Origin of the sequence: Meiothermus sp., assembly GCF_025056915.1 — a bacterium.
Classification (GTDB): domain Bacteria; phylum Deinococcota; class Deinococci; order Deinococcales; family Thermaceae; genus Meiothermus.
In genome coordinates this window covers 1-21,656 of sequence record NZ_JANWVH010000003.1, presented here as the reverse complement: position 1 = coordinate 21,656, position 21,656 = coordinate 1, and the positions used below count along the sequence as shown (strand labels likewise).

Here is a 21,656-nt window from a genome sequence, read left to right as displayed (position 1 = left end):
ATAACCCCTCTTCGGGCGGTTTCTGAGCAGCTATTGATTACTCACCCAGCGCATATGAGAATGAAAACGGTTTGTTGACGATGCGCACGATTGCCCTCCTCACCCTGTTGGCGCTGACCCCGGCCCTTGCCCAGGCACCCCGCCTGACCACCCCCGAGGAGGTGGCCCGGGTGGAGGTCATTCGCAGGGCTTTACCCGCTGTGGTCAAGATATCTGGCATCCTGCGCGACCCCCAGACCGGCAACGAAGGCCCCACCAACGGGTCGGGGTTTTTTTATGCGCCCAGCCGCATCATCACCAACTACCACGTGGTGCAGGATTTACGCGATATCAGCGTGGAGCTGTTCGACGGGCGCTCCTTCCCGGCCCAGGTGTTTGCGGTGGACAAGGGCATTGATATTGCCATCCTGACCGTACAGGGGGTGACCGCCCCGGCCCAGCTATCCTTCAGCAGTTCGCAAAACCTGCCGGTGGGGATGGGGCTGGTGGTGATTGGCAGCCCCTTTGGCCAGCGCAACCTGGCCTCCTATGGCATTCTGGCCGGAACCGGCCCCACCGCCGCCGAGAAAAACGACCTCGACCCCGAGGTGGGCGCGGAAATCGGCGATTTGCTCTTCACCGATGCCCGCATTGTGCAGGGCAACTCCGGAGGCCCGGTGCTCGATTTGCAGGGCCGGGTGGTGGGGGTGGCCAACGCCACCCTGGGCGACCTGAGCGGGGTGGGCGGGGTGGGGGTGGCCATTCCGGGCGATTTGGTGCGGCAGAGTGTGAGCGACCTCGAGCGCTTCGGGGTGCCCCAGCGGGGCAACCTGGGGGCCACCCTGCTCGACCTGGGCGAACTCGACCCCATTCTGCTGGGGCGGGTGGGCCTGCTCTCCACCCGTGGGGCCATGATTGAAAAGGTGCAGCCCGGCAGCCCCGCCGCGCGCGCCGGCCTGCGCCCGGCCCAGCGCGACCAGCGCGGCAAGCTGGTCAGCCTGGGCGATGTCATCCTGGCCGTGAATGGCCGCACCATGCGCAACGCCGGCGAGGTAACCCAGACCATCGCCCGCTACCGCCCGGGTGACCGGGTCAACCTGACCATCTGGCGCAACGGGCGGCGGCTGGATGTGACCCTGACCATGGTTGCCAGACGCTAGAGGCCCTTTCAAGCCCAGGGCTGAACGCTTGCTCCAGGCCTTTAGCGCCTGGCTTGAAGATGTCAAGTCTTCCGCTTTAGTCGTTTAGCTTTTAGCCTTAAGCAGATGTATATCGCCATTGAGGGAGTGATTGGGGTGGGCAAGACCACCCTGGCCCGGCTGCTGGCCGAGCGGCTGGGGGCCGAGAGCCTGCATGAGGTGGTGGAGGATAACCCCTTCCTGCCGCTTTTCTACCAAGACCCGGCCCGCTACGGCTTCAAGGTGCAGGTGTTCTTTCTGCTCTCGCGCTACAAGCAGTTGCAAACCCTCGCCCAGCCCAGCCTGTTTGCCCGGGGGGTGGTGGCCGACTACCTTTTCGACAAGGACGCCATCTTCGCCGCCATGAACCTGAGCGGGGCCGAGTGGGCGCTGTACCACGACCTCTACGCCCACCTCTCGCCCAAGCTGCCCACCCCCGACCTGACCCTCTACCTGCGGGCCCCCTTGCCGGTGATACTGGAGCGCATCCGCCGCCGGGGGCGCGTCTTCGAAAAGCAGATGGAACCTGAGTACCTGGCCCGCCTGAGCGAGTTCTACGAACGCCACTTTGCCACCTATCCACATCCCTTGTGGGTTCTGGATACCCAGGAGTTCGACTTTGCCGAGCGCGAAGCCGACCGGGACTGGATTGTGCGGCGCGTGCAGGAAAGGCTGGCCATCCCGGCCAGCGAGGCGGGTCGAACTGGCCCTGCCTCGAGCCCGGCCCGCCTCGAGCCCTCTTGAAAAGCGCTTCTTAATCCACCCTGGCCTCCGGCCCACTCAGAACCTTCAACCACCATGTACCTCGCCATTGCAGGAAACATCGGCTCCGGCAAGTCCACCCTGACCCAGCTGCTGGCCGAACGCTATGGGCTTTTGCCGGTCTACGAGGCCGTAGACGAGAACCCCTACCTGGCCGACTTCTACGCCGACATGGGGCGCTGGGCCTTCCAGTCGCAGGTGTTTTTCCTGGCCAAGCGGCTGGCGCAGCACCTGAAGCAAATCAACCCCGCCTTGCACGTGGTGCAGGACCGCACGGTGTTCGAGGACGCCTTTATCTTCGCCCAGAACCTGTGGCTCGAGGGCCACCTCTCCGAGCGGGACTGGCAAACCTACCTGGCCCTCTACGAAGGCATTGCGCCGGCGCTGCGCAAACCCGACCTGCTGATTTACGTGCGGGCCTCGGTCGAAACCCTGCAAGCCCACATCGCCCGCCGGGGGCGGGACTATGAGCGAAGCATTCCCACCGAGTACCTGGCCTCGCTCAACCAGCTCTACGAGGCCTGGGTCGGGGCCTACGACCTCTCCCCGGTGCTGGTCATTTCCAGCGACACCGTCAACTATGCCGACGATGAAGAAGCCCGCGAGCTGATGTTTCGGATGCTGGAGGCCTACGGCCTGAGCACCCCTTTGGTTTAGTCTGCCGCCACCCCCACCTTTTGCCTGATCTCGGGAATCCGGGCCAGGAAGGCTCCGGTGGGGCTATGGGTCTGGGCTACCTCCTCGGGGGTCCCTTCGGCCACAATCTGGCCGCCGCGGGCGCCGCCTTCGGGCCCCAGGTCCACCACCCAGTCGGCGGTCTTGACCACGTCCATGTTGTGCTCAATCACCACCACCGTATTGCCCCCGTCCACCAGGCGGTGCAGCACGGAGAGCAGCTTGGCGGTGTCCTCGAAGTGCAGGCCGGTGGTGGGCTCGTCGAGAATGTAGAGGGTGCGCCCGGTGGAGCGGCGGCCTAGTTCGGTGGAGAGCTTGATGCGCTGGGCCTCGCCGCCCGAGAGGGTGGGCGAGGGCTGGCCCAGCTTCATGTAGCCCAGGCCCACGTCCACCATCAGTTGCAGCTTGCGGGCGATGGTGGGAATGTTTTCAAAGAAGCCGAGGGCCTCCTCCACGGTCATGTCCAGCACATCGGCGATGTTCTTGCCGCGCAGCTTAACTTCCAGGGTTTCCTTGTTGTAGCGTTTGCCCTTGCAGACCTCGCACTGCACGTACAGGTCGGGCAGGAAGAGCATCTCGATTTTTTTGGTGCCGTCGCCCCCACAGGCCTCGCAACGCCCGCCTTTGACGTTGAAGCTGAAGCGCCCGGCCTCGTAGCCGCGCTTGCGGGCCTCGGGGGTCTTGGAGAAGAGGTCCCGAATTTCGTCGAAAATGCCGGTGTAGGTAGCAGGGTTGGAGCGGGGGGTGCGGCCAATGGGCGACTGGTCAATCTCGATGACCTTGTCGAGGTGCTCCATGCCCTCGAGGCCCTCGAAGCGGCCTGGGATGGCCTTGGCCCGCATCAGGTCTCGAGCCAGCGCCGCGTACAGGATGTCGTGAACCAACGTAGACTTACCGGACCCCGAGGGGCCGGTGATGGCCACAAACTTGCCCAGGGGAATCCGCAGGTTGACCCCCTTGAGGTTGTGCTCGCGGGCCCCCTTGACCACCAGCCACTTGCCGTTGCCCTTGCGCCGGGTTTTGGGCACGGGAATGTGCTTGGTGCCCCGCAGATAGGCCCCGGTCAGGCTTGTGGGGTGGGCCAGGATGTCTTCCAGCCGCCCCTCGGCCACCACCTCGCCGCCGTGCACCCCGGCCCCCGGCCCCATGTCCACAATCCAGTCGGCCTCGCGCATGGTCTCTTCGTCGTGCTCCACCACCAAGAGGGTGTTGCCCAGGTCGCGCAGCTTTTTGAGGGTGGCCAACAGGCGCTGGTTGTCGCGGGGGTGCAGCCCGATGGAAGGCTCGTCCAGCACGTAGAGCACCCCGGTCAGGCCGGAGCCCACCTGGGTGGCCAGCCGGATGCGCTGGGCCTCGCCGCCCGAGAGGGTGTTGGCTGCACGGTCGAGGGTCAGGTAGTCCAGGCCCACATCCTCCAGAAAACCCAACCGGCTGTAAATCTCGCGCCAGATGGGGGCCGCCACCTGCATCTGGAACTCGTTCAGGTTGCGCAGCTCCCGGGGCTCGGCCAGGCCCTCGAGGGGGATGCGAAAGGGCCTGAGCCGCTCCCCCACCTCCAGCAGGTTGTTGTGGGCCACCGCCTGGAAGAATTGCTTGGCCTCGCGCACCGGCAGGTTGGAGACCTCGGCAATGTTGAACTGGCCCACCCGCACCGAGAGCACCTCCCGCTTGTAGCGCGTACCTCCGCAGGCCGGGCAGGCCTTGAGGGTCATGTAGGCCTCCAGGGCCTCGCGCAACCCTTCGGACTCGGTCTCGTGGTAGCGGTTCTCGAGCCAGGGAATCACCCCCTCGTAGCTCACCATGAAGCGCATGGTCTCACGCCCGTTGCGCCGGAAGACCACCTCGAAAGGCTCGGGCAGGCCGTGCAAGACCGCCTGCTGGGCCTCCGGCGAGAGCTGCTTGAAGGGGGTCTTCATGTCGAAGCCCAGGTGCTCGGAGAGGGCCCGCAGCCGATCCCACAGGTAGCCCTTGCCGTTGTCGCGGCCCTTGCTCCAGGGGATGATGGCCCCCTCGGCCAGCGAGAGCTCGGGGTTCACAATCAGCTCGGGGTCGAAGACCTGGTTGTAGCCCAGGCCCGAGCAGTCCGGGCAGGCCCCGTAGGGCGCGTTGAAGGAGAAGATGCGGGGCTCCAACTCCTCCAGCACGCTCCCGTGCTCCGGGCAGGCAAACTTTTCCGAGAAAAGCTCCTCGGAGCCCGTTTCGGGGTACAAAACCCGCATCAGCCCCTCGCCGCGCAACAGCGCCAGCTCCACCGACTCGGCGATGCGCGCGCGCTCCTCCGGCTTCAAGACCACCCGATCCACCACCAGGTCAATGTCGTGCTTCTCGTATTTCTCCAGCCTGAGCCCCAGGGCTTCTTCCAGGGTGTAGATCACCCCATCTACCCGCACCCGCGCGTAGCCCTCTTTTTGCAGTTGCTGGAACTCCTTGCGGTACTCGCCCTTGCGCCCCCGCACCACCGGGGCCATCAGGATGGCCTTGGTGCCCTCGGGCTTCTGGAAAAGCCGGTCGGTAATCTCCGAGGCCGACTGCCGCTCGATGGGCCGCCCGCAGTGGGGGCAGTAGGCGGTGCCCACCCGAGCAAACAGGAGGCGCAGGTAGTCGTGTACCTCGGTGACCGTACCCACCGTGGAGCGCGGGTTGTGCGAGGTGGTCTTCTGGTCAATGGAGATGGCCGGGGAAAGCCCCTCGATGCTCTCCACATCGGGCTTTTCCATCACCCCCAAAAACTGCCTCGCATACGACGAAAGGCTCTCCACATACCGGCGCTGCCCCTCGGCGTAAATGGTGTCGAAGGCCAGGGTGCTCTTGCCCGAGCCCGAGACCCCCGTAATGACGATGAACTGCCCCCGAGGCAGTTCAACGGTAATGTTCTTCAGGTTATGCTCTTTGGCTCCCCGGACGATAATTCTGTCCATCCGTGCACTATAACACCCAGGCCTGGGTTATGTAAATAACATACGCTCCATGGCGGATAAGGTGTATTATGGAGCTTTTGGATCAACCCAAAACGGCGGCATCGGCGGCCCAAACGCAACCCGTGGATGAAGCCTGGCTGGCCCGGATTTCCGGCTCGTTTGGCCCTCCGCCTACCGCACCGCCAGGTCGGCCACCCAGACAATCTCGCAGGCCCCGTTGCCGCTGTCGTGGCGCACGGTGGAGGTGTTCCAGTAGAAGCCCCGGGGGCCCGTCACGTTGACCAAAAAGCCCTGGATGCGCACCAGGTGGCCGGGCTTAACCCGCTCCAGGCGCAGCCGAATCTGGTCGTTGCCCGGAATCAGGTGCATGTTGGCGCTGCTGACCACTATTTCCTCTGCCGGGATGGGGGGCTCCCCGCGCCAGGCGTAGAAGTAGAAGCGATCCGACTGGCGGATGCTCAGCCGGCGAAGCACGGCGGTATCGGACATCCGGCCCCAGCCCAGGGCCAGGTCCACCGGGGCAATGGCCGCGGCGGCATCGTAGCGGTAGAGACGTTTGGAGAGCACGCGGGCCTCGAGCTCGAAATGGGCCACCGGCCTGAACTGATAGCCGGGTTTCTCCAGCCGCACCTCGCTCTGTGGCCTCAGCGGGGCCTGGAAAGGCGCATAGGGGGCCAGCACCCCCGGCGGGCGGGCAATGGGCCGGGCCTGCACCTCCCGGATGAACCAGAAGGTGCTGCCCGCCAGGACGATGAGGAGCCAGACCAGCCGCACCCTTGCAGTGTAGCCGCCGGTGGCCTTTGGGCAGGGTCAAATTTCGTCCTTGGCCAGGTCGTTGAAGCGCACGTGCTGGGCGTGGAACTGTAGCTCCACGGTGCCGGTGGGGCCGTTGCGCTGCTTGCCGATGATAATCTCGGCGATGCCGGCTTTTTCGGAGTGGGGGTTGTAGTACTCGTCGCGGTAGATGAACATCACCAGGTCGGCGTCCTGCTCGATGCTCCCGCTTTCCCTCAGGTCGGAGAGCATGGGCCTCTTGTTGGGGCGCGACTCCACCGCCCGGGAGAGCTGCGAGAGGGCAATCACCGGCACGCCCAGCTCGCGGGCCAGTCCCTTAAGGCCCCTGGAAATCTGGGCAATCTCCTGCTGGCGGTTCTCGCCGCCGTTTTTGCCACCGCCGGGGCCGGACATCAGCTGCAGGTAGTCAATCACAATCAGCCCCAGCTTGTGCTGGGCGTGCAGGCGGCGGGCGCGGGCGCGCAGTTCCATCAGGGTCATGTCGGAGGTGTCGTCAATCAGGATGGCCGCCTCGGAGATGCGCCCGGCCACGTCCACCAGGCGGGAAAAGTCGCGGTCGGTGAGCTGGCCCTGGCGCAGCCGGTTCATGTCAATGCGGGCCTCGGAGCAGAGCATGCGGGTGACCAGTTGCACGGCGGGCATCTCCAGCGAGAAGATGGCCACCCCAGCCCCCTCGCCCCGCAGCGCCACGTTTTGCGCAATGGTCAGGGCAAAGCTGGTCTTGCCCATGCTGGGCCGGGCCGCAATGATGTTGAGCGAGCCGCTGGTGAGGCCGCCAATCAGGGCGTCGAGCTCGCGGAAACCGCTCTTGATGCCGTCCACCTGGCCCTTGTTCTCGTAGAGCAACTGGATGTGCTCGAAGGTCTGGTGGACGAGTTCCTTCATGGTCTGGAACTCCGAGCGGGCCCCCTGGGTGGAGACCTCGAGCACCTTGCGTCCGGCGGTGTCGAGGATGTCCTCGAGGCTCCCCTCTTCGTCGTAGGCCATCTTCATGGCCTCGCCCGCCGCTGCAATCAGCTTGCGCAGGGTCCACTTCTCGGCCACAATCCGCCCGTAGTAGTCGGCGTAGGCCGCCGTGGGGGTGTGTTCCGAAAGCCCCACCAAATACGAGAGCCCGCCGATGTTCTCGAGCTCCCCACTTTGCCTGAGCTGCTCCGAGAGCGTCACCAGGTCCACCGGGTCGCGCCGGGCCCGCAGCGCCACCATGGCCTCCCAGATTTTGCGGTGGGCCTCTTTGTAAAAGGCATCGGCAGCCAGCAGGCCCTCGAGCCTGTCCAGCACCTCGCTGTCCAGCAGCACCGAGCCCAGCACGCTGGCCTCGGCATCTATGTTGTGGGGGGGTACGCGGCCCTCTAGGGTGGTTGCCATGCCAATACTCCTATTCAACCAATATCAGCAAGCTCTTACTCTATTCAATCCAGGCTGGTTTGGCAAAGGTCAGCCCAGGCTCATTTTCCCTCTCTCTTCCTGAGCGGTTAACCCCGCTCCCCAGGCCGGTTCCCCGAAGGCCGCTTGGAATCAGGAAAATCGCCGGCTGAACAGACAAGACCCGGATGGAACCGCACACCAAACGGGCCTGAGGTCAGGCGTGCTTGCCAACTATACCAGGCTCTGCTATATTTTTATCTGCCTATCGGCGAGGCGTTCCGCGATAGCTCAGCTGGTAGAGCGTTCGACTGTTAATCGAATGGTCGCAGGTTCGAGCCCTGCTCGCGGAGCCAGCAAACCCAGGGAAACCTGGGTTTTTTTCATAGCCGCCCGGCCTCGATGATGCTGGACAGGAACTGCTGGGTGCGCTCGTGCCGGGGGTGGGCAAAAATCTGCTCGGGGGGGCCCTCTTCGTGCACCACCCCTTCGTACATGAAGCAGACCTTGCTGGCCACCTCCTTGGCAAAGCCCATCTCGTGGGTGGCCAGAATCATGGTCATGCCCTCCTGGGCCAGCTCACGCAGCAGGTTCAGCACCTCCGAGACCAGCTCGGGGTCGAGGGCCGAGGTAATCTCGTCCAGCAAGAGCAGCATAGGCTCCATGGCCAGCGCCCGCACAATCGCCACCCGCTGCTGCTGGCCGCCCGAGAGCTGGTCGGGGTAAGCCCGGGCCTTGTGCTCCAGGCCAATGCGCCGCAGCAGGGCCAGGGCCTTCTCCTGGGCCTCGGCCTCCGGCATTCGGAGCACCTGCGTGGGGGCCAGGGTAATGTTTTGCAGCACGGTCATGTGGGGGAACAGGTTGAAGCTTTGAAACACGATCCCCACATCGCGCCGCAGGGCGTTCAGATCCACCCCCGGCCCGGTGATGCGGTCGCCATGCAACCGAATCTCGCCGCCCTGAATCTCCTCGAGGCCATTCACACAACGTAGCAAGGTGGATTTGCCACAGCCCGACGGCCCAATCAGGCAGACCACCTGGTGTTCCTCCACGCTCAGGTTGAGGCCGCGCAGCACCTCGTTGGCGCCAAAACGCTTGCGTACGTTCTTGATTTCCAGGAAGCTCATGCAGCGCCCTCCCAGTCAAAAGCCCGGCCCCTGCGGCCAGAGAACGGCCAAACTTCACTGGCCGAAAGCCTGGGCTGCTCCTCAGCAGTACCCCTGACCAGGCCGGGCCCAGAAGCCCTCCCCGCACGAAGGGCCAGGGTAGGCGGCAGGAGAGGGTTCATGGCCTTCATCCTCGCTAACCCTGGCGGAAACGGGCCCGGTCGCGCTCCACCAGCCGATCCACCAGCCGGGTCTGGGGGATGGTGATCAGGATAAACAGGATGGCCACGGTGGTCACGGCGGAGAGGTTGAAGTCGTTGGAGGCAATGATGCGGGCCTGGTTGAAGGCATCAATGACCCCCACCACGTTGACCAGCGCGGTATCTTTTTGCATCCCGATGAAGTTGTTGAGCAGGGGCGGAATGATGCGCCGCACCGCCTGCGGGATGATCACAAAGCGCAGGGTCTGGCCGTAGGAGAGGCCCAGGCTGCGGGCCGCAGCCCACTGGCTGGGGTGGATGCTCTCGAGGCCTGCCCGGTAGACCTCGGCCATGTAGGCGCCGTAGGTCAGGGTCAGGGCCAGCACCGCCAGGGCTTCTAGAGGCAGGTTGCGAAAAAAGCCAATCCCGGTGAGGGGCAGGCCAAAGCCAATCAGGTAAATCACAATGATGGAGGGCAGGCTCAGGAAGGCATCGGTGTAAAAGGTGGCAATAAAGCGAATGGGCTGGGCCGGTTTGCCGGGCAGGAGCTTGGCAATGGCCACCACCAGGCCCCAGACCAGGGAAAAAAAACCGGCGAACAGGAAAATCACCACATTAATCCAGAAGGCTTGCAGAATCAGGCCAAAGGAGTTGGCAATCAGCTCGAGCTGGAAAAACGTGCGCCCAACCGCCACGTTGTTGGCGATAAAAAACAGCACAAACAGCAGAAACAGCAAAAGCGCCCCGGCGTAGCCCAGGGTAAACCAGGCCCAGGTGTGGGCTTCTGAGCCATGTACCCGGGCGGCAATCAGGTTTTCGCTCTGCAAGGCCCGCCGGGCCGCCCCCGACTGACGTAGGCTTTGGCTGGCCGGAAACAAAAGCCCCAGGGGTAAAATCGCCACCAGCCCCAGCAATATATCGGCCCAGAGCGCCTGAAAACCATTGGCGGTCATGACCTGCTTGACCTGCCACATGACCCAAACCGTCGCCAGCCAGAGCAAAATGGCCAGCGTTAGCGCCAGCCAAGCAAATCCAGAGCCATCCCGAGGCAGGGTCGGATTACGTCGCCGCACTTCCTTGCTGTTTGAACCCGGCTCCCTCATGGATAAGCGATTTTACCGGAAAAAGCCGGGGGCGCATCCCTGCACCCCCGAGCTGGAACATCGCCGCTTGATTACGCCCCCAAGGCCACGGGTCTCAAGTTGCAGCCCAAGAACTATGGACCATGAACGATGGTCCAGGGCTAGGGCCGCCAGAGCGGCACCGAAGTGGGGTCAATGCCCCATTCCTTGGCCAGGTAGGTCTGGGAGAGCTTTTTGAGGGTGCCGTCTTTTTCCAGCGCCTCCAGGATTTTGTCAATCTGCGCCCGGTTGGGGTTGCCCTTGGCAAACAGCGCGCCGTAGTTCTCGCCGGTCTGGAACTGCCCCACCACCGCCAGCGCCCCACCCGACTTGCCGGCCTCGGACAGCACAATCGAGGTGTCAATGATGAAGGCATCAATCTGCCCGGCCCTGAGGGCGGTAAAGCCTGCCGCCACATCGGGGAAGACCCGGGTCAGGTTTTGCGGGTGCTTCAGGGTCTCGCTCAGGAACTTGGCCGCCGTGGTGGCCTGCTGAACACCCAACCGAGCCGTTTTGAGGCTGGCCGGGCTGTTGAACTTGGCTTTATCGGCGGAGCGCACCAGCACGCCGATGTCGGAGGAGAAGTAGGGCCGGGAGAAGTCCACCACCCGCTTGCGGGCCTCGGTGATGGTGATTTGCGAGAGGGCAAAGTCGAAGTTGCGGGTCTGGCCGGCAATCAAAGCATCCCAGGCCACGTTCTGCACCACCACCTTGTCCAGCCCGGCGCGGTGGGCGATGTTGGCAGCCAGGCAGTACTCGAAGCCGTCCTTGATGGTCGCGGGGCTGTCGCCGTTCCAGAAGCCCGGCCCCGGCAGGTTGGTCTGCACCGTGAGCTGACCGGCGATGGCCGGACGAATGGGGAACTGCCCCTTCTGGCCGGTCACCTCACAGTTGCCAATCTTGGTCTGGGCCATTCCCAGCGAAGCAAGAGCTGCTAGACCTGCCATCCACAGTCGTTTCATGGTCGAACCTCCCTCTGGAGCCTGGATTCCAACAAAACGTCGTGCTCATCATTACAAAACCCAGATGGGCGTGTCAATGCTCGAGCCGGATTCCGCCCGCACGGCGAAGCCGATGCCTGGGCTTACTTTTGCAGATTTCCACCGGCGCACCTGGCGGGTTTGAGGGCGCATCTTGCAGGTCGTGAAGCGTTCCGCTTCGGGCCCCGGGCCTTGAGCGATCCCGGCCACGGCCTTCCTTACAGAGTTTGCCCTAGCATCCGCTACAATGGTGGGTTGTGCAGGAGCGGATTCGCAATTTCTCCATCATCGCGCACGTAGACCACGGCAAGTCTACGCTGGCCGACCGCATTCTCCAGATGACCAAGGCGGTCTCGGATCGGGAAATGCGCGAGCAGTTTTTGGATTCATTGGAGCTCGAGCGCGAGCGCGGCATCACCATCAAGGCCAGCGCGGTGCGCCTGTTTTACGAGAGCCGGTCGGGCCAGACCTACATCTTCAACCTGATTGACACCCCCGGCCACGTGGACTTTGGCTACGAGGTGAGCCGGGCTCTGGCCGCGGTGGAGGGGGTGCTGCTGGTGGTGGACGCCTCGCAGGGCGTGGAGGCCCAGACCATTGCCAACTTCTACCTGGCCCTGGAGCACGAGCACACCATCATCCCGGTGATTAACAAGATTGACCTGCCCGGCGCGCAGCCGCTGGAGGTGGCCCTCGAGGTGGAGGAGGTGCTGGGCATCCCCGCCGACGACTGCGTGTTTGCCTCCGGCAAGACCGGTCAGGGGGTGGACGAGATTCTGGAGGCCATCGTGGCCCGCATCCCGGCCCCCAAGGGCGCTGCCCAAAACCCCACCCAGGCCCTGATTTTCGACTCCATCTACGACGCCTACCAGGGCGTGATTCCCTATGTGCGCCTTATGGACGGCAGCATCCAGCCCGGCGACAAAATCCGCATCTGGTCCACCGGCAAGGAGTTCGAGGTGGACAAGGTGGGGGTCTTCCGGCCCGGTGCCCTCGAGCCCGTAGCGCGGCTCGGCCCCGGCGAGGTCGGCTGGGTAACGGCCTCCATCCGCGAGATAGGCGATGCCCAGGTCGGCGACACCATCACCTCGGCCCAGAACCCCTGCCAGGCCCCCTATCCGGGCTTCCAGCCGGCCAAGCCGGTGGTGTTTGCCGGCCTCTACCCCACCGACACCCAGGCCTACAACCGGCTGCGGGAGGCCCTGGAAAAGCTCAAGCTCAACGACGCAGCCCTCTCCTTTGAGCCGGAAACCTCCGAGGCGCTGGGCTTTGGCTTCCGCTGCGGCTTTTTGGGGCTGCTGCACGCCGAGATTGTGCAGGAGCGGCTCGAGCGCGAGTTCGACCTCGACCTCATCTCCACCGCCCCCAGCGTGATTTACCGGGTCAAGCTCTCGGACGGCAGCGAACTCGAGATTCACAACCCCTCCGAGCTGCCCAGCCCGGACAAGGTTGAGGCCATCTACGAGCCTTACGTCAAGCTTACAGTCTACACCCCCGAAGAATACGTGGGGGCCATCATGCAGCTCTTGCAGGAAAAGCGCGGCAGGATGGGCAACATGCACTATGTTGGCAAGCGGGTCGAGCTGGTCTACGAGGTGCCCTTTGGCGAAATCCTCTACGACTTCCACGACCGCCTGAAGTCCATCAGCCGCGGCTATGCCTCCATGGACTACGAGCAGATCGGCTATCAGGAGGGCGATCTGGTCAAGGTCAGCATCCTGGTCAACGAAGAGCCGGTGGACGCCCTGGCCTTCATTGCCCACAAAGACAAGGCCTACAGCATCGGGCGCGAGATTGTGGACAAGCTGGGCGAAGTCATCCCGCGCCAGCAGTTTGCGGTGCCCATCCAGGCCGCCATCGGGGGCAAGATTATTGCCCGCGCCACCGTAAAGGCCCTGCGCAAGGACGTGCTGGCCAAGTGCTACGGGGGCGACATCACCCGCAAGAAAAAGCTCCTGGAAAAGCAAAAAGAAGGCAAGAAGCGCATGAAGGCCATCGGCAAGGTGGACGTGCCCCAGGAGGCCTTCCTGGCGGTGTTGTCGGCGGGGCGCGACTAGTTGAGGGTAACCTCGGTCAGCCGAAGAGGCAGGTTGCGGGGGGCCGCTTCAAAGCGAAGGGGGCTTGCGGGCACGCGGGCGTCCCGCCCACCCTGGCGGATCTCACCCTGCAGGGAAAAACGCACCCGTGCGGCGCTGTGCTCGGCACGGAGGGGCGTCGGGGGGGTTGGGGGGCAGGGGGCTGCGGTGGCCAGGCCATTTTCGTCGAAGCCCAGGCAGTCGCTATAGCTCACCGCAAAGCCCCCCGGCTGCACATAGTCGGCCAGCAGGTTGCCCGAGCTACCGCTCAGGTCGGTGGGAATGGTGAGCGGCAGTCCGTTGGGAAGCCGGCTGGAGCCAACCTGGAGGTTGCGCTCATAGATGTACAGCAGCCACTTGTTGTTGTTGGCGGGGTCGGGGCCGGGGTTTTCGGCGCCTGTGGCCTGGCTCACCACCCAGCCGCGGTTGAGGGGGTAGATCATCACAAACTTGACCACCTCCACCCCATTCTCCACCGTGGGCGGCCACAACAGCGCAATGGCCGGGTCTTGGCCGATGCGCCAGGTATTGTTGTTGGTGTTGGGGTTTCGCACCGTGTAGCCCCCGGTGCTGCCGATGGTCAGGGTCACCCCGGGGGGATAGATAAAAGCGGCCTTGGCGATGTAATCGCTCACCAGGTTGCCCGCGTTGCGCAGGTCTTCGGTGAGGAGCTGGGAGTTTTGCACAAACCGAAGGCTGTCGCTGCTGCTGCGCAGTCCGGCCGCAATCAAGCCCAGGATGGCCACGCCCACCAGGGCCGCAATCAGCATTTCAATGAGGGTAAGGCCTGTTGTTCGCATGCAACCTCTACAAAGGAGGCAGAACCACCTCGGTGGAGAAGCGGTAAGAGCGGTTCTGCGGGCCGGTGAACTGCAGGGTGATCCGGCGCAGCACCACCTGGGTTCCGATGGTCTGGACGGCGCTCAGGCTGGCCGTGGGGTTGCTGAACCCGCTGGGCGGGGTGAGCGTGGGCAACACCGCAGCATTGAAAGCCTGTTTGCTCGACCAGTTGGCCCGCACGGTGTCGAAGTAGCTCCGGGCAAAGGCCTGGGCCTGGGTGTCAATCTGGGCGTTGCGGGTGAGGGTGAAGCTCGAGCCAAAATAGGTCAAAATCAAAATGGTCAGGGAGAGAATGGCCAGAGCGACCATCACCTCCACAAAAGAAAAACCGCTACGGCGCACGCACCACCACCTTTCCGGTTCGACCCACCACGTGGACGTTCAGCACCCTGTTGCCCGGCCCCCGCAAGACGAAGCTGCTGTTGGCTCCGCTGGTCACAATGCCATAGGGGGCATCGAATCGGACGGTACCGCCCGAGGGTACGCTTTGAAACACCACCCCTGAGGGCAGCGATTTGCTCGGGAGGGAGGCCAGCTGGCTGGTGCGACCCACGCGGTAGCTGCTGGTGCTGGGGCTGGCCTGAAAGGAAAAGTTGACCGACTGCCGCCGGGCCTGCTGGCGGATGCTTTGCAGCTCGGTCGCCACCAAGGTCGCCGCTTCACGAATCACCAGGCTTTGCTGGTAGGCCCGCAACGAAACCAAGCCCACCCCCAGCAGGATGCCGAGCACCGCCAGCACAATCAGGAACTCAACCAGGCTGACGCCCTTTGGGCAGAGTCTTTTCACTGGCCCACCACTTCCCATATACCCCGGCTGAGCTGGGCCTGCTGACCCCCCGGAATGCGGGGCCGCAGACGGGCATCGTGGTAGATGTCGAGCTTGACCGGCGCCAGCACGCCGGTGTCCGCCGCCACCAGGGCCCCTCGCAGGTCCCAGCGCCCCCCCAGGTTGTAGCCGCGACCGTTCTGAATCACGCTGAAAATGGCGTTGGCCGAGTAGAGCAGCCCGTCGGTGCGAAGGGGGCCAGCCGGACGGTTGCGCGCCGAGTCGTTCCAGAGCTGCTTGAGGGAGGTGTTGTCGAAGAAGCTCGAGGTCACCTCGTACCTCACCGCGCGGCTTTGAATTGCGTTCACCTGAGCCTGGCTCAGCGTTACGCTGCCCAGCGAGCGATCCCCCTGGCAGGTGTGCACCCGGGCCCCCGCCCGGAGGGTCTGGTAGCTGCTGTAACGCGTGGGGTCGTGCTCACAGCCATCGCCAAAGTAAACCTCGTTTTCGCCATAGGTGTAAAAGCGAGGCCGGTAGGCGTTGTTGCGCAACCAGCGCTGCAACTCACTGCGGTTGAAGTTGGTCACCTCGGTCAGGGTCAGGTTGGGCCGGTAGAGGGGATCACGCTGCCAGGTTACCGATGCGCCGCTCCCACACCCAGGCTGCGCCGGGTTGGCCCGACAGGCCCCCATGGGCAGTTGAATTCGATTGGCCTGGAGCAGGTTGAGATTTTCCGCTGTAAAAGTATCTATACTCAGGAAATCCCCCATCAGGGTATTGCCCCCGGCAATCAGGTTGAGCTGCGGCAAGCGGCTCGGCTCCCGGTAGTCGCAGGCTTGCGGGGTGCTGCCCTGCCCGCAGTCGTAGGTCAGGTCGCCGAGGATGTACACATTGCCTCGAGCCAGGATGGTTCCACTGCCCCGCACCCGGCCTCGGATGACCACGTCGCCGTTGATGAACACCGTTCCGCTCAGGGTGATGGGGGTTACCGAGCCGTCCAGGATGACGTTGTTGCGGGAGAGGCCCAGTGCTGCCGAGTCGAGCGTTTGCAGCGCGGAACCCCCAGGCCAGGCGATGTCGCTGGGGTTGACCCGTGCAGGAGCGGTGATGCTGCCCGCAAAATAGTTTTCGTTGCGGTTTTCCAGGCTGGCCTGAACCTCATCGAGCCACTCGGCATCGTCAATCAGGCGGTTGTTGTTATCGTCGGGGATGGGCAGCGGGAAAAAGTCGGGTAGCTCGCCATCGGGGTAGCGGTTGCCGAAGGCAGCCAGGTTGCTGCCGTCCGGGTAGTTGTAGTACAGGTTCTGGGTGGTGGCGCAGTTGCTGGGCTGGCGGCAGTCGGCGGGGGTGGGGCGGATGGGCGTGGCCGAACGGATTCGGGTCTGGCCTGGCTCGAGGGTGGTGAAGTAGCGGGTAGAGGGCTCGAGGCGACCGCTATACTGCTGGCGCACGGTGCCCCGGGTGACCAGCGAGCCGTGCACAATGCCCGCCTCCTGCTCATCGCGCATGACCAGGTCTTCCAGCACCCCCACCTTGATTCGCCGCCACCAGGTGCTGGGGTCGTTGGGGTTGGGGTCGCCCCGGAAGGCGTCCATGCTGCGCACCTCGAGGTGGCAAAAAATGCAGTCGGCTTTGTTGGTCAGAAAGGGATAATCGAAGGGAAATGGGGCCCGCGCAACTCGGAATACCTGCTGCAAGCGGCGGGTGGTTCCATCGGCGAGGGTGCCGGTCGAAACGACGGTGAGCTCGATCTGGGGTTCACCGGCGGGGGTGGTGGTGTCACGCCTGGAGACCCGCACCTCAAAGCGGCTTCCATCCCCAAGGTTTTGGGGCTGACCAAACAGGCTACTGATGGTGGTTCCATTGGTCAGGCCCATCCGCTCCAGGGCCTGCCGGTAGCCGGTCACACTGGAGGAGGTGGCCTCCGAAAGCACCTGGTGCCACAGCCGGGCCACCGCCCGCTCGAGGCCCGCCTCGGCGGCAAACTGGGCCTGCGAGGTGCGCAGCGCATCCTGGGCGTTGCGGCGGTTGTTGAGCGAGGTGAGGGAGGCCACACTGACCAGAATAATCACGATAAACATGAACACCAGCGTCGAAACCAGCGTAATTCCCTTGGTGTTAGGCATAGAATGCCTCCGCGTCTTTCAAACCTACTTGAATGATGTGCAAGCCCCTTGAATTCTAACACCCCCATTTGGGGGGTGAGGCTCGGGCAGCTTCGAAAAAAGGGGGGCCTATATCGGGCCGAACGCAGCGAGAGCCATGCCCGGAATCCTCAAATGCTGAGCAGCCCCAGGCTGCGGGCGCGCTCGAGGGCCTCCACGCGGTTGCGGGCCTCGAGTTTCTCGTAGAGCCGCACCAGGTGATCCTTGACGGTTTCGGGCGAAATGTGCAGATGGCGGGCGATTTCTTTGGTCGAAAGCCCCTGGGCCATCCACTGCAAGACCTCCTGCTCACGCACGGTCAGTTTGGGCAGCTCGGGCGCCCGCAGGCGGGGCTCTTGCCCCAGGCTGAGCCGGCGCAGGCGCTCGGCCAGGGCCTCGGGGGGTAGCTCCTTCGACCAGTAGGCATCGGCGCCTGCATAGGCCGCCTGCTGAACCAAGACCGGCTCGTTGAAGGTGGTCAGGAGGGCAATCAGGCCCAGGTAGCGATGCTCACGAAGCATACGTGTGGTGGTAATCCCGTCCATGTGCGGCATCCGCACATCCAGGACCACCCCGTCCGGCAGCAGTTGCAAGCACAGGTTCAGGGCTTCCTGGCCATCGTTGGCCTCCCCCACCACCTCGAACCCCTCGCGCTCGAGGGCGGCCCGCAGGCCCACGCGGAACAGGGGGTGGTCGTCGGCAATCAGCAGGCGCATCCGTCATTTACTATAACTGCGTTCGCCTCTAATACACCTGCTCTCGCTGGCCGAAGCTGAGGGGGGTGGCCACACTGACCTGCACAACTCCGGTCGTTGGAAAAAAAGGGGGTGCGCGGTCTTGCATCCGGGGATCGTAGGTGAACTGGCGGGCGTAGCCTTGCGTCATGGTTCCGGTAGAACTATTGAACTGACCGAAGGCTCCGTAGGTGTACTGGATAATACCTCCTTGCAGTCGAATGGAACCCCGCGGCGCAATAGTGCTGAAATTCTGCACGGCAACCTCGCCTCTGGAGGTCATGAGCACCCCGTGCACGGTGAGGTCTTGCAGGGAGTTGTTGGTGCCGTCGCCCAGCAGAATATCCCCATCCTGGCTATACACCCCCAGGATGTTGTCCGCCGTAAGGTTATTACAGGTGGCACGGGTAACAGTGTTGCCGCTCCGGGACGGGTTCCCGCTGCAAGCAGGGTTCTGATACTTCAAATCGCCCTGAATCTGAATATTGCGTCCGCTGCCAGCATTGGCCACGGTCAGCTGGGCGAAATGGGCCAGGGCAGGAGGCGCCGTGTCCGGGTCGGTGCTATCGGTGCGAGCCGGGCCCGTAAGGTTGCTGATGCTCCCTTCAGCAAAGATCATCCCGTTGAAACTGGCCCGCTCCACCACGCCAGGCCAGCTCCCGTTGTGACGGTAGAGGATGCCGTCGGCTGCATAGCGGTAAAGAATACGGTCGCTACCGGTGCAGGCTGCGGTACGACAAACCTCAATATACTGATGCGTCGAGGTAGCCGGGCTGCACACCCCGGAACTATTACAGGTCGGGCGCGCTCCGGTCGCATCGCCAGCATACAGGGTTAGGCGGGCCACATTGAAGTTGAGAAGAAGTCCCCCCACGGTTGCCGCGTCACGCTGATTCTGGGCGTTGACCGGCATGGGAATAAAAGGTTCCTGCCAGTTGACCTTGGGATTGCCCTCGAATACAGGCGCATGGGTGATACCCCCGCTGGTCCAGGTAGGGGCATTGGGGTTGGCCATCTGGGAGGGTGAAAGGAAGGTGGTGTTGTTACCCGAGCCAAAATGGGCCCCAGGACTGATAGTGCCATTACAACTGCTTGCCCCGGCATCGGAGCAACCCGCACTGGTCACATAGCCCCCAAACCACGGATTGAAGGAAAACCGGAAGCGTTCGTTGGTATGCACCGGCCCATCAAACAGCGTACTGCCGGTAAACCAGACTGCTGTGTTGGAACGGGTTCGGTGCTGGTTGGTAAACAGGGCATAACGGGCAAAGCTACCGTTGGTCAGCAAAAAGCGATACTCACCCTGTACCAGAACGTTGCGCTGGTAGGGAGTGCCGGGCGAGGCAGTCACCACCATTACGTAGGGCAGCGCATAACCTTGCACCTGGCGGGTGAGCGGCGTGTTGGGGTTGTTGTCGTTATCCACCACATACCCCGAGGGTAGCTGGGCGGCTGAGGGGAAAGCCTGGCCACAGGCCGCTGCCGTGGTAAAGAAGATTCGCACCTGCACAGTGGCCCCAGAGCCATCTGGGGCAAAGTTTCGACTGCAAATCGTGCTGTTGACACTGGTCTGTAGATTGGCGGCCAGGATGGCCAGTCGTGTAGCAACCGTGGCCGGGATGGGCTGGGTGCTATTGCCCCCGTAGTACCAGACATCGCTGGTGCTGATGCCGCCCGCGCTGGGGTTGGCAGAGCGGGCAATGCTCTCTAAGCTGGCCCGCACTTCGTTGGATAGCAAGGCCGAAGCGGCCACAGCTCCCCCCCGGGCCAGGTTAATGGCCTGGGCCAGTGCGGTGTTGTCCCGACTGGTGCGCAGGTCGTTCATGGTTCGGGTGAAAATAAGGCCGCTGATTACGCTTAGCAACAAGATAACGGTCAGGGCCACCACAATGGCAATGCCCTGGGGGTGCTTCATGGGTTGCATACATTCACCACCTTTGCTTGGTAGTAAAGGGTGTTGATCATATCTACCTGTCCTGTGTAGGTACGCTCGACATTCCGTCCCCGTAGGGGTATCTGGATACCCAGGGTGAATTGCACGCGACGCAGGAAGAACTCCGCTCCACCACTGGTAAAGTAGGGCTGCACGCGACCACTGACCAGATAGCCACTGGGGTTGCGCTCCTCAGTAACTGCGGTACTCGTGCGGCGCTGATAGACGTAGTCAATGCGAAAGTTGGTCACATCAAAGGCCACATCGGTTGTAGCTGCATCCCCTTGAACCTGATAAACCAGCTTCTGGTTAGCCGTATCGTAGCTATATCCCATCAGGTTTATGACCGAGGCCAGGGTCTGCGAGGTTGCGGTGACGGGGAGGTTGTTGCAGGTGGTGGTCAGGGTGTACGTACTCAAACCGCTCGCTACGGGCAGGCTGCTGGTGCGGGTCAGTACGGCGTTGCCATTGCCATCCACAACCACCAGTCGGCTCCCCACGGGAATCTCGCTGGCCAGGGTGGCGGAGTTGCTGACCAGCGTAAGGGTGCTACCTGCCACTGCGCTCACCGTATAGCCGGCGCCGCCGGCCACCTGGGCGAAAGAGATACTGGTGGTGTTGCTGTTGAAAGGAGCATTGGTTACGATGGCAAAGGCGGCTGTACGCAAATCCTGGCTGAGCACTTCCAGCACCCGCCGGGCTTTGTTCTGAGCCGTGCTGATGGCTTCGTTCGACTGGTTGAGTTGAAGGCCCTGAATGCTGGTGTTGAAGGCAATGGACATTACTATCACCAGCACCAGCAGAGCCAGCAACAGCTCGAGCACCGTAAAAGCTTGGGGACGCAAGATAACCTCCTAGTTGATATTGGTCACGATCTCGCTGCCCGCCTGAGCAGGCGAGGGGCCGATGATGGCCTGACGCACACACTGTTCACCCTCCGGGCTTCGCCAGCAAACCTCTATGCGGTACTGGTTGACCTGCCAACCACTACCGGCCCAAGAAGGAACCCCCTGATTGGTGATGCTTGCCCGGTAGAGGGCGATGTTGCCGAACTGCTGTTCGGCAGTAAGGCTGGCAAAGCCGGTACTCGAGTTGTTCAGTTGACCATAGTTCCAGCTAAGACTGCTGTTAGATGGAGGTAGAGCCCTATCATCGGCCTCGAGGATTTGCCGACCCAGAAAAATAGCCAGCTGGTTGGCCTGGGCACGCCCTCCTACCACGCTGGTCTGGCGCATGTTCCCCACCAGCAAGGTAGTAAACAGACCCAGCACGATAGCCAGGGCCCCAGCCGCTACAATCACTTCAACAAAAGTCAGGCCTTTGTTTTTCATTGCCGACGCACCTCCCCAATAAGGGTTGCGGTCAGGGTAAAGGTTCGCCCATTGGCCGAGACGGTGAACTGGCGATTGGCAGGAAAGCTGCTGGAATAATTGACCTTGCCCGGCGAGGTAAAAGTGGCAAGCGTACCATCGCTCAGGCTACAGGTAACGCCCGCCGGTAGGGTGACGCTTCGCAAGATACTTCCATCGGTCTGGGACTGCACCCGCAGGGTGTTACCGCTTCGCACCAGCAGGAAGTTGGTGCCCCCACGGCTAGCAGCCGCAGTGGCCCCCTGCCAAAAAAGCTGGCGAATCTGGTCCACCGTCGCAGCTGCTTGCTGACGTTCACCCAGGTTGCGCAACTGCGCAATACCAAGACCAGCCGCTACTCCCAGAATCGCCATGACCACCAAAAGTTCCAGCAAGGTGAACCCTCTGGGGTTTTTTATGTGCCAACAGGATGCCTCAGATGGTTTATGCATACCTGCTTCAGTCTGGATTGACACGCAAATGCCAAGAACCCCCAGTTGGGGGTCGGTTCGTTACATTAATCCGAACGATAATCAAAAACTCAAAAGAGACTATTGGCCTTTACGTGGCCTCCCAAACAGCGCTTTTCCCCTTCGATTACAAAGACCACTTGCGCTGAGTCCAAAAGTTCAAATTTCACAAGCTGCCCTTTTACCGCGCCCTTCAAAGACGTGGCCGCCCACGAAAACAAGAATGCGTCTGGGCCGAGACGCATGTTTTCGAGTTTCCAGGCGGC

At 62.8% G+C, this 21,656-nt stretch carries 20 protein-coding genes and 1 tRNA gene; 5 read left to right on the top strand and 16 right to left on the bottom strand.

All coding sequences use genetic code 11. The features are described from left to right. The first annotated feature begins 80 nt into the window (after positions 1-80). The 3 genes from NZN28_RS00980 to NZN28_RS00970 all read left to right on the top strand — a co-directional run bounded on the left by NZN28_RS00980 (position 81) and on the right by NZN28_RS00970 (position 2,576). Positions 81-1,139 carry a trypsin-like peptidase domain-containing protein gene (locus NZN28_RS00980; protein WP_295394867.1) on the top strand — a complete coding sequence of 353 codons (1,059 nt, stop codon included), beginning with the start codon at positions 81-83 and terminating at the stop codon, positions 1,137-1,139. A gap of 105 nt (positions 1,140-1,244) precedes the next feature. Further along, positions 1,245-1,901 carry a deoxynucleoside kinase gene (locus tag NZN28_RS00975; protein WP_295394755.1) on the top strand — a complete coding sequence of 219 codons (657 nt, stop codon included), beginning with the start codon at positions 1,245-1,247 and terminating at the stop codon, positions 1,899-1,901. 54 nt (positions 1,902-1,955) lie between these two features. Then, positions 1,956-2,576 carry a deoxynucleoside kinase gene (locus NZN28_RS00970; RefSeq protein ID WP_295394752.1) on the top strand — a complete coding sequence of 207 codons (621 nt, stop codon included), beginning with the start codon at positions 1,956-1,958 and terminating at the stop codon, positions 2,574-2,576. Here NZN28_RS00970 and uvrA read toward each other — a convergent pair. From uvrA to dnaB, 3 genes are all read right to left on the bottom strand, one after another. Beyond that, the gene (gene uvrA / locus NZN28_RS00965; RefSeq protein ID WP_295394749.1) at positions 2,573-5,512 is read right to left on the bottom strand and encodes an excinuclease ABC subunit UvrA; all 2,940 of its coding nucleotides are present in this window, start codon (positions 5,510-5,512) and stop codon (positions 2,573-2,575) included. The genes NZN28_RS00970 and uvrA overlap by 4 nt on opposite strands. Positions 5,513-5,683: 171 nt before the next feature. Beyond that, positions 5,684-6,286, bottom strand: coding sequence for a hypothetical protein (locus NZN28_RS00960; protein ID WP_295394747.1), 603 nt, complete (start codon positions 6,284-6,286; stop codon positions 5,684-5,686). 36 nt (positions 6,287-6,322) lie between these two features. Continuing rightward, positions 6,323-7,675, bottom strand: coding sequence for a replicative DNA helicase (dnaB, locus tag NZN28_RS00955; protein ID WP_295394745.1), 1,353 nt, complete (start codon positions 7,673-7,675; stop codon positions 6,323-6,325). A 277-nt stretch (positions 7,676-7,952) separates the two neighbouring features. On the opposite strand from dnaB, the gene NZN28_RS00950 reads away from it, so the two are divergent. After that, positions 7,953-8,028, top strand: a tRNA-Asn gene (locus NZN28_RS00950). Positions 8,029-8,055: 27 nt separating this feature from the next. Here NZN28_RS00950 and NZN28_RS00945 read toward each other — a convergent pair. From NZN28_RS00945 to NZN28_RS00935, 3 genes are all read right to left on the bottom strand, one after another. After that, positions 8,056-8,799, bottom strand: a complete 744-nt coding sequence (locus NZN28_RS00945; protein WP_295394742.1) for an amino acid ABC transporter ATP-binding protein — start codon at positions 8,797-8,799, stop codon at positions 8,056-8,058. A gap of 175 nt (positions 8,800-8,974) precedes the next feature. Beyond that, positions 8,975-9,952 carry an amino acid ABC transporter permease gene (locus tag NZN28_RS00940; protein ID WP_295394740.1) on the bottom strand — a complete coding sequence of 326 codons (978 nt, stop codon included), beginning with the start codon at positions 9,950-9,952 and terminating at the stop codon, positions 8,975-8,977. Positions 9,953-10,221: 269 nt separating this feature from the next. Continuing rightward, positions 10,222-11,061: an ABC transporter substrate-binding protein gene (locus NZN28_RS00935; protein ID WP_295394738.1), complete on the bottom strand. Its 840-nt coding sequence runs from the start codon at positions 11,059-11,061 to the stop codon at positions 10,222-10,224. Between the two features lie 275 nt (positions 11,062-11,336). On the opposite strand from NZN28_RS00935, the gene lepA reads away from it, so the two are divergent. After that, complete coding sequence (lepA, locus tag NZN28_RS00930; protein ID WP_295394735.1) at positions 11,337-13,136, top strand: translation elongation factor 4; 1,800 nt, start codon at positions 11,337-11,339, stop codon at positions 13,134-13,136. Here the strand turns inward: lepA and NZN28_RS00925 are convergent. The 10 genes from NZN28_RS00925 to NZN28_RS00880 all read right to left on the bottom strand — a co-directional run. After that, the gene (locus tag NZN28_RS00925) at positions 13,133-13,954 is read right to left on the bottom strand and encodes a type II secretion system protein (RefSeq protein WP_295394733.1); all 822 of its coding nucleotides are present in this window, start codon (positions 13,952-13,954) and stop codon (positions 13,133-13,135) included. The two genes, lepA and NZN28_RS00925, sit on opposite strands and share 4 nt — an antisense overlap. 7 nt (positions 13,955-13,961) lie before the next feature. After that, positions 13,962-14,336, bottom strand: coding sequence for a prepilin-type N-terminal cleavage/methylation domain-containing protein (locus NZN28_RS00920; RefSeq protein ID WP_295394730.1), 375 nt, complete (start codon positions 14,334-14,336; stop codon positions 13,962-13,964). After that, the gene (locus tag NZN28_RS00915; RefSeq protein WP_295394728.1) at positions 14,326-14,781 is read right to left on the bottom strand and encodes a Tfp pilus assembly protein FimT/FimU; all 456 of its coding nucleotides are present in this window, start codon (positions 14,779-14,781) and stop codon (positions 14,326-14,328) included. Before NZN28_RS00915 ends, NZN28_RS00920 begins: the two co-directional genes overlap by 11 nt. Further along, positions 14,778-16,886: a pilus assembly PilX N-terminal domain-containing protein gene (locus NZN28_RS00910; protein ID WP_295394726.1), complete on the bottom strand. Its 2,109-nt coding sequence runs from the start codon at positions 16,884-16,886 to the stop codon at positions 14,778-14,780. The genes NZN28_RS00915 and NZN28_RS00910 overlap by 4 nt, the downstream gene beginning before the upstream one ends. Positions 16,887-17,035: 149 nt before the next feature. After that, entirely contained in the window at positions 17,036-17,620 is a 585-nt protein-coding gene (locus NZN28_RS00905; protein WP_295394723.1) for a response regulator transcription factor, read from the bottom strand. A 28-nt stretch (positions 17,621-17,648) separates the two neighbouring features. Next, positions 17,649-19,562 (bottom strand): DUF4900 domain-containing protein, encoded by a 1,914-nt coding sequence (locus tag NZN28_RS00900; protein WP_295394720.1) that lies wholly within the window; start codon positions 19,560-19,562, stop codon positions 17,649-17,651. Continuing rightward, the gene (locus NZN28_RS00895) at positions 19,550-20,416 is read right to left on the bottom strand and encodes a hypothetical protein (RefSeq protein ID WP_295394717.1); all 867 of its coding nucleotides are present in this window, start codon (positions 20,414-20,416) and stop codon (positions 19,550-19,552) included. Before NZN28_RS00895 ends, NZN28_RS00900 begins: the two co-directional genes overlap by 13 nt. Positions 20,417-20,425: 9 nt before the next feature. Beyond that, a complete protein-coding gene (locus NZN28_RS00890) occupies positions 20,426-20,902 on the bottom strand; it encodes a type II secretion system protein (RefSeq protein WP_295394715.1) in 477 nt (158 codons plus the stop codon). After that, complete coding sequence (locus NZN28_RS00885) at positions 20,899-21,372, bottom strand: type II secretion system protein (RefSeq protein ID WP_295394712.1); 474 nt, start codon at positions 21,370-21,372, stop codon at positions 20,899-20,901. Before NZN28_RS00885 ends, NZN28_RS00890 begins: the two co-directional genes overlap by 4 nt. Before the next feature lie 89 nt (positions 21,373-21,461). Further along, the coding region (locus NZN28_RS00880) for a hypothetical protein (protein ID WP_295394710.1) at positions 21,462-21,656 on the bottom strand (195 nt) is incomplete at its 5' end.

What these genes read in the sequence shown, in the direction of transcription:
- NZN28_RS00940 (WP_295394740.1), bottom strand. Translation starts at nt 9,952, where the DNA reads ATGTGGCAGGTCAAGCAGGTCATGACCGCCAATGGTTTTCAGGCGCTC.
- NZN28_RS00975 (WP_295394755.1), top strand. Translation starts at nt 1,245, where the DNA reads ATGTATATCGCCATTGAGGGAGTGATTGGGGTGGGCAAGACCACCCTG.
- NZN28_RS00925 (WP_295394733.1), bottom strand. Translation starts at nt 13,954, where the DNA reads ATGCGAACAACAGGCCTTACCCTCATTGAAATGCTGATTGCGGCCCTG.
- uvrA (WP_295394749.1), bottom strand. Translation starts at nt 5,512, where the DNA reads ATGGACAGAATTATCGTCCGGGGAGCCAAAGAGCATAACCTGAAGAAC.
- NZN28_RS00945 (WP_295394742.1), bottom strand. Translation starts at nt 8,799, where the DNA reads ATGAGCTTCCTGGAAATCAAGAACGTACGCAAGCGTTTTGGCGCCAAC.
- NZN28_RS00935 (WP_295394738.1), bottom strand. Translation starts at nt 11,061, where the DNA reads ATGAAACGACTGTGGATGGCAGGTCTAGCAGCTCTTGCTTCGCTGGGA.
- dnaB (WP_295394745.1), bottom strand. Translation starts at nt 7,675, where the DNA reads ATGGCAACCACCCTAGAGGGCCGCGTACCCCCCCACAACATAGATGCC.
- NZN28_RS00980 (WP_295394867.1), top strand. Translation starts at nt 81, where the DNA reads ATGCGCACGATTGCCCTCCTCACCCTGTTGGCGCTGACCCCGGCCCTT.
- NZN28_RS00905 (WP_295394723.1), bottom strand. Translation starts at nt 17,620, where the DNA reads ATGCGCCTGCTGATTGCCGACGACCACCCCCTGTTCCGCGTGGGCCTG.
- NZN28_RS00885 (WP_295394712.1), bottom strand. Translation starts at nt 21,372, where the DNA reads ATGCATAAACCATCTGAGGCATCCTGTTGGCACATAAAAAACCCCAGA.
- NZN28_RS00970 (WP_295394752.1), top strand. Translation starts at nt 1,956, where the DNA reads ATGTACCTCGCCATTGCAGGAAACATCGGCTCCGGCAAGTCCACCCTG.
- NZN28_RS00900 (WP_295394720.1), bottom strand. Translation starts at nt 19,562, where the DNA reads ATGCAACCCATGAAGCACCCCCAGGGCATTGCCATTGTGGTGGCCCTG.
- NZN28_RS00910 (WP_295394726.1), bottom strand. Translation starts at nt 16,886, where the DNA reads ATGCCTAACACCAAGGGAATTACGCTGGTTTCGACGCTGGTGTTCATG.
- NZN28_RS00890 (WP_295394715.1), bottom strand. Translation starts at nt 20,902, where the DNA reads ATGAAAAACAAAGGCCTGACTTTTGTTGAAGTGATTGTAGCGGCTGGG.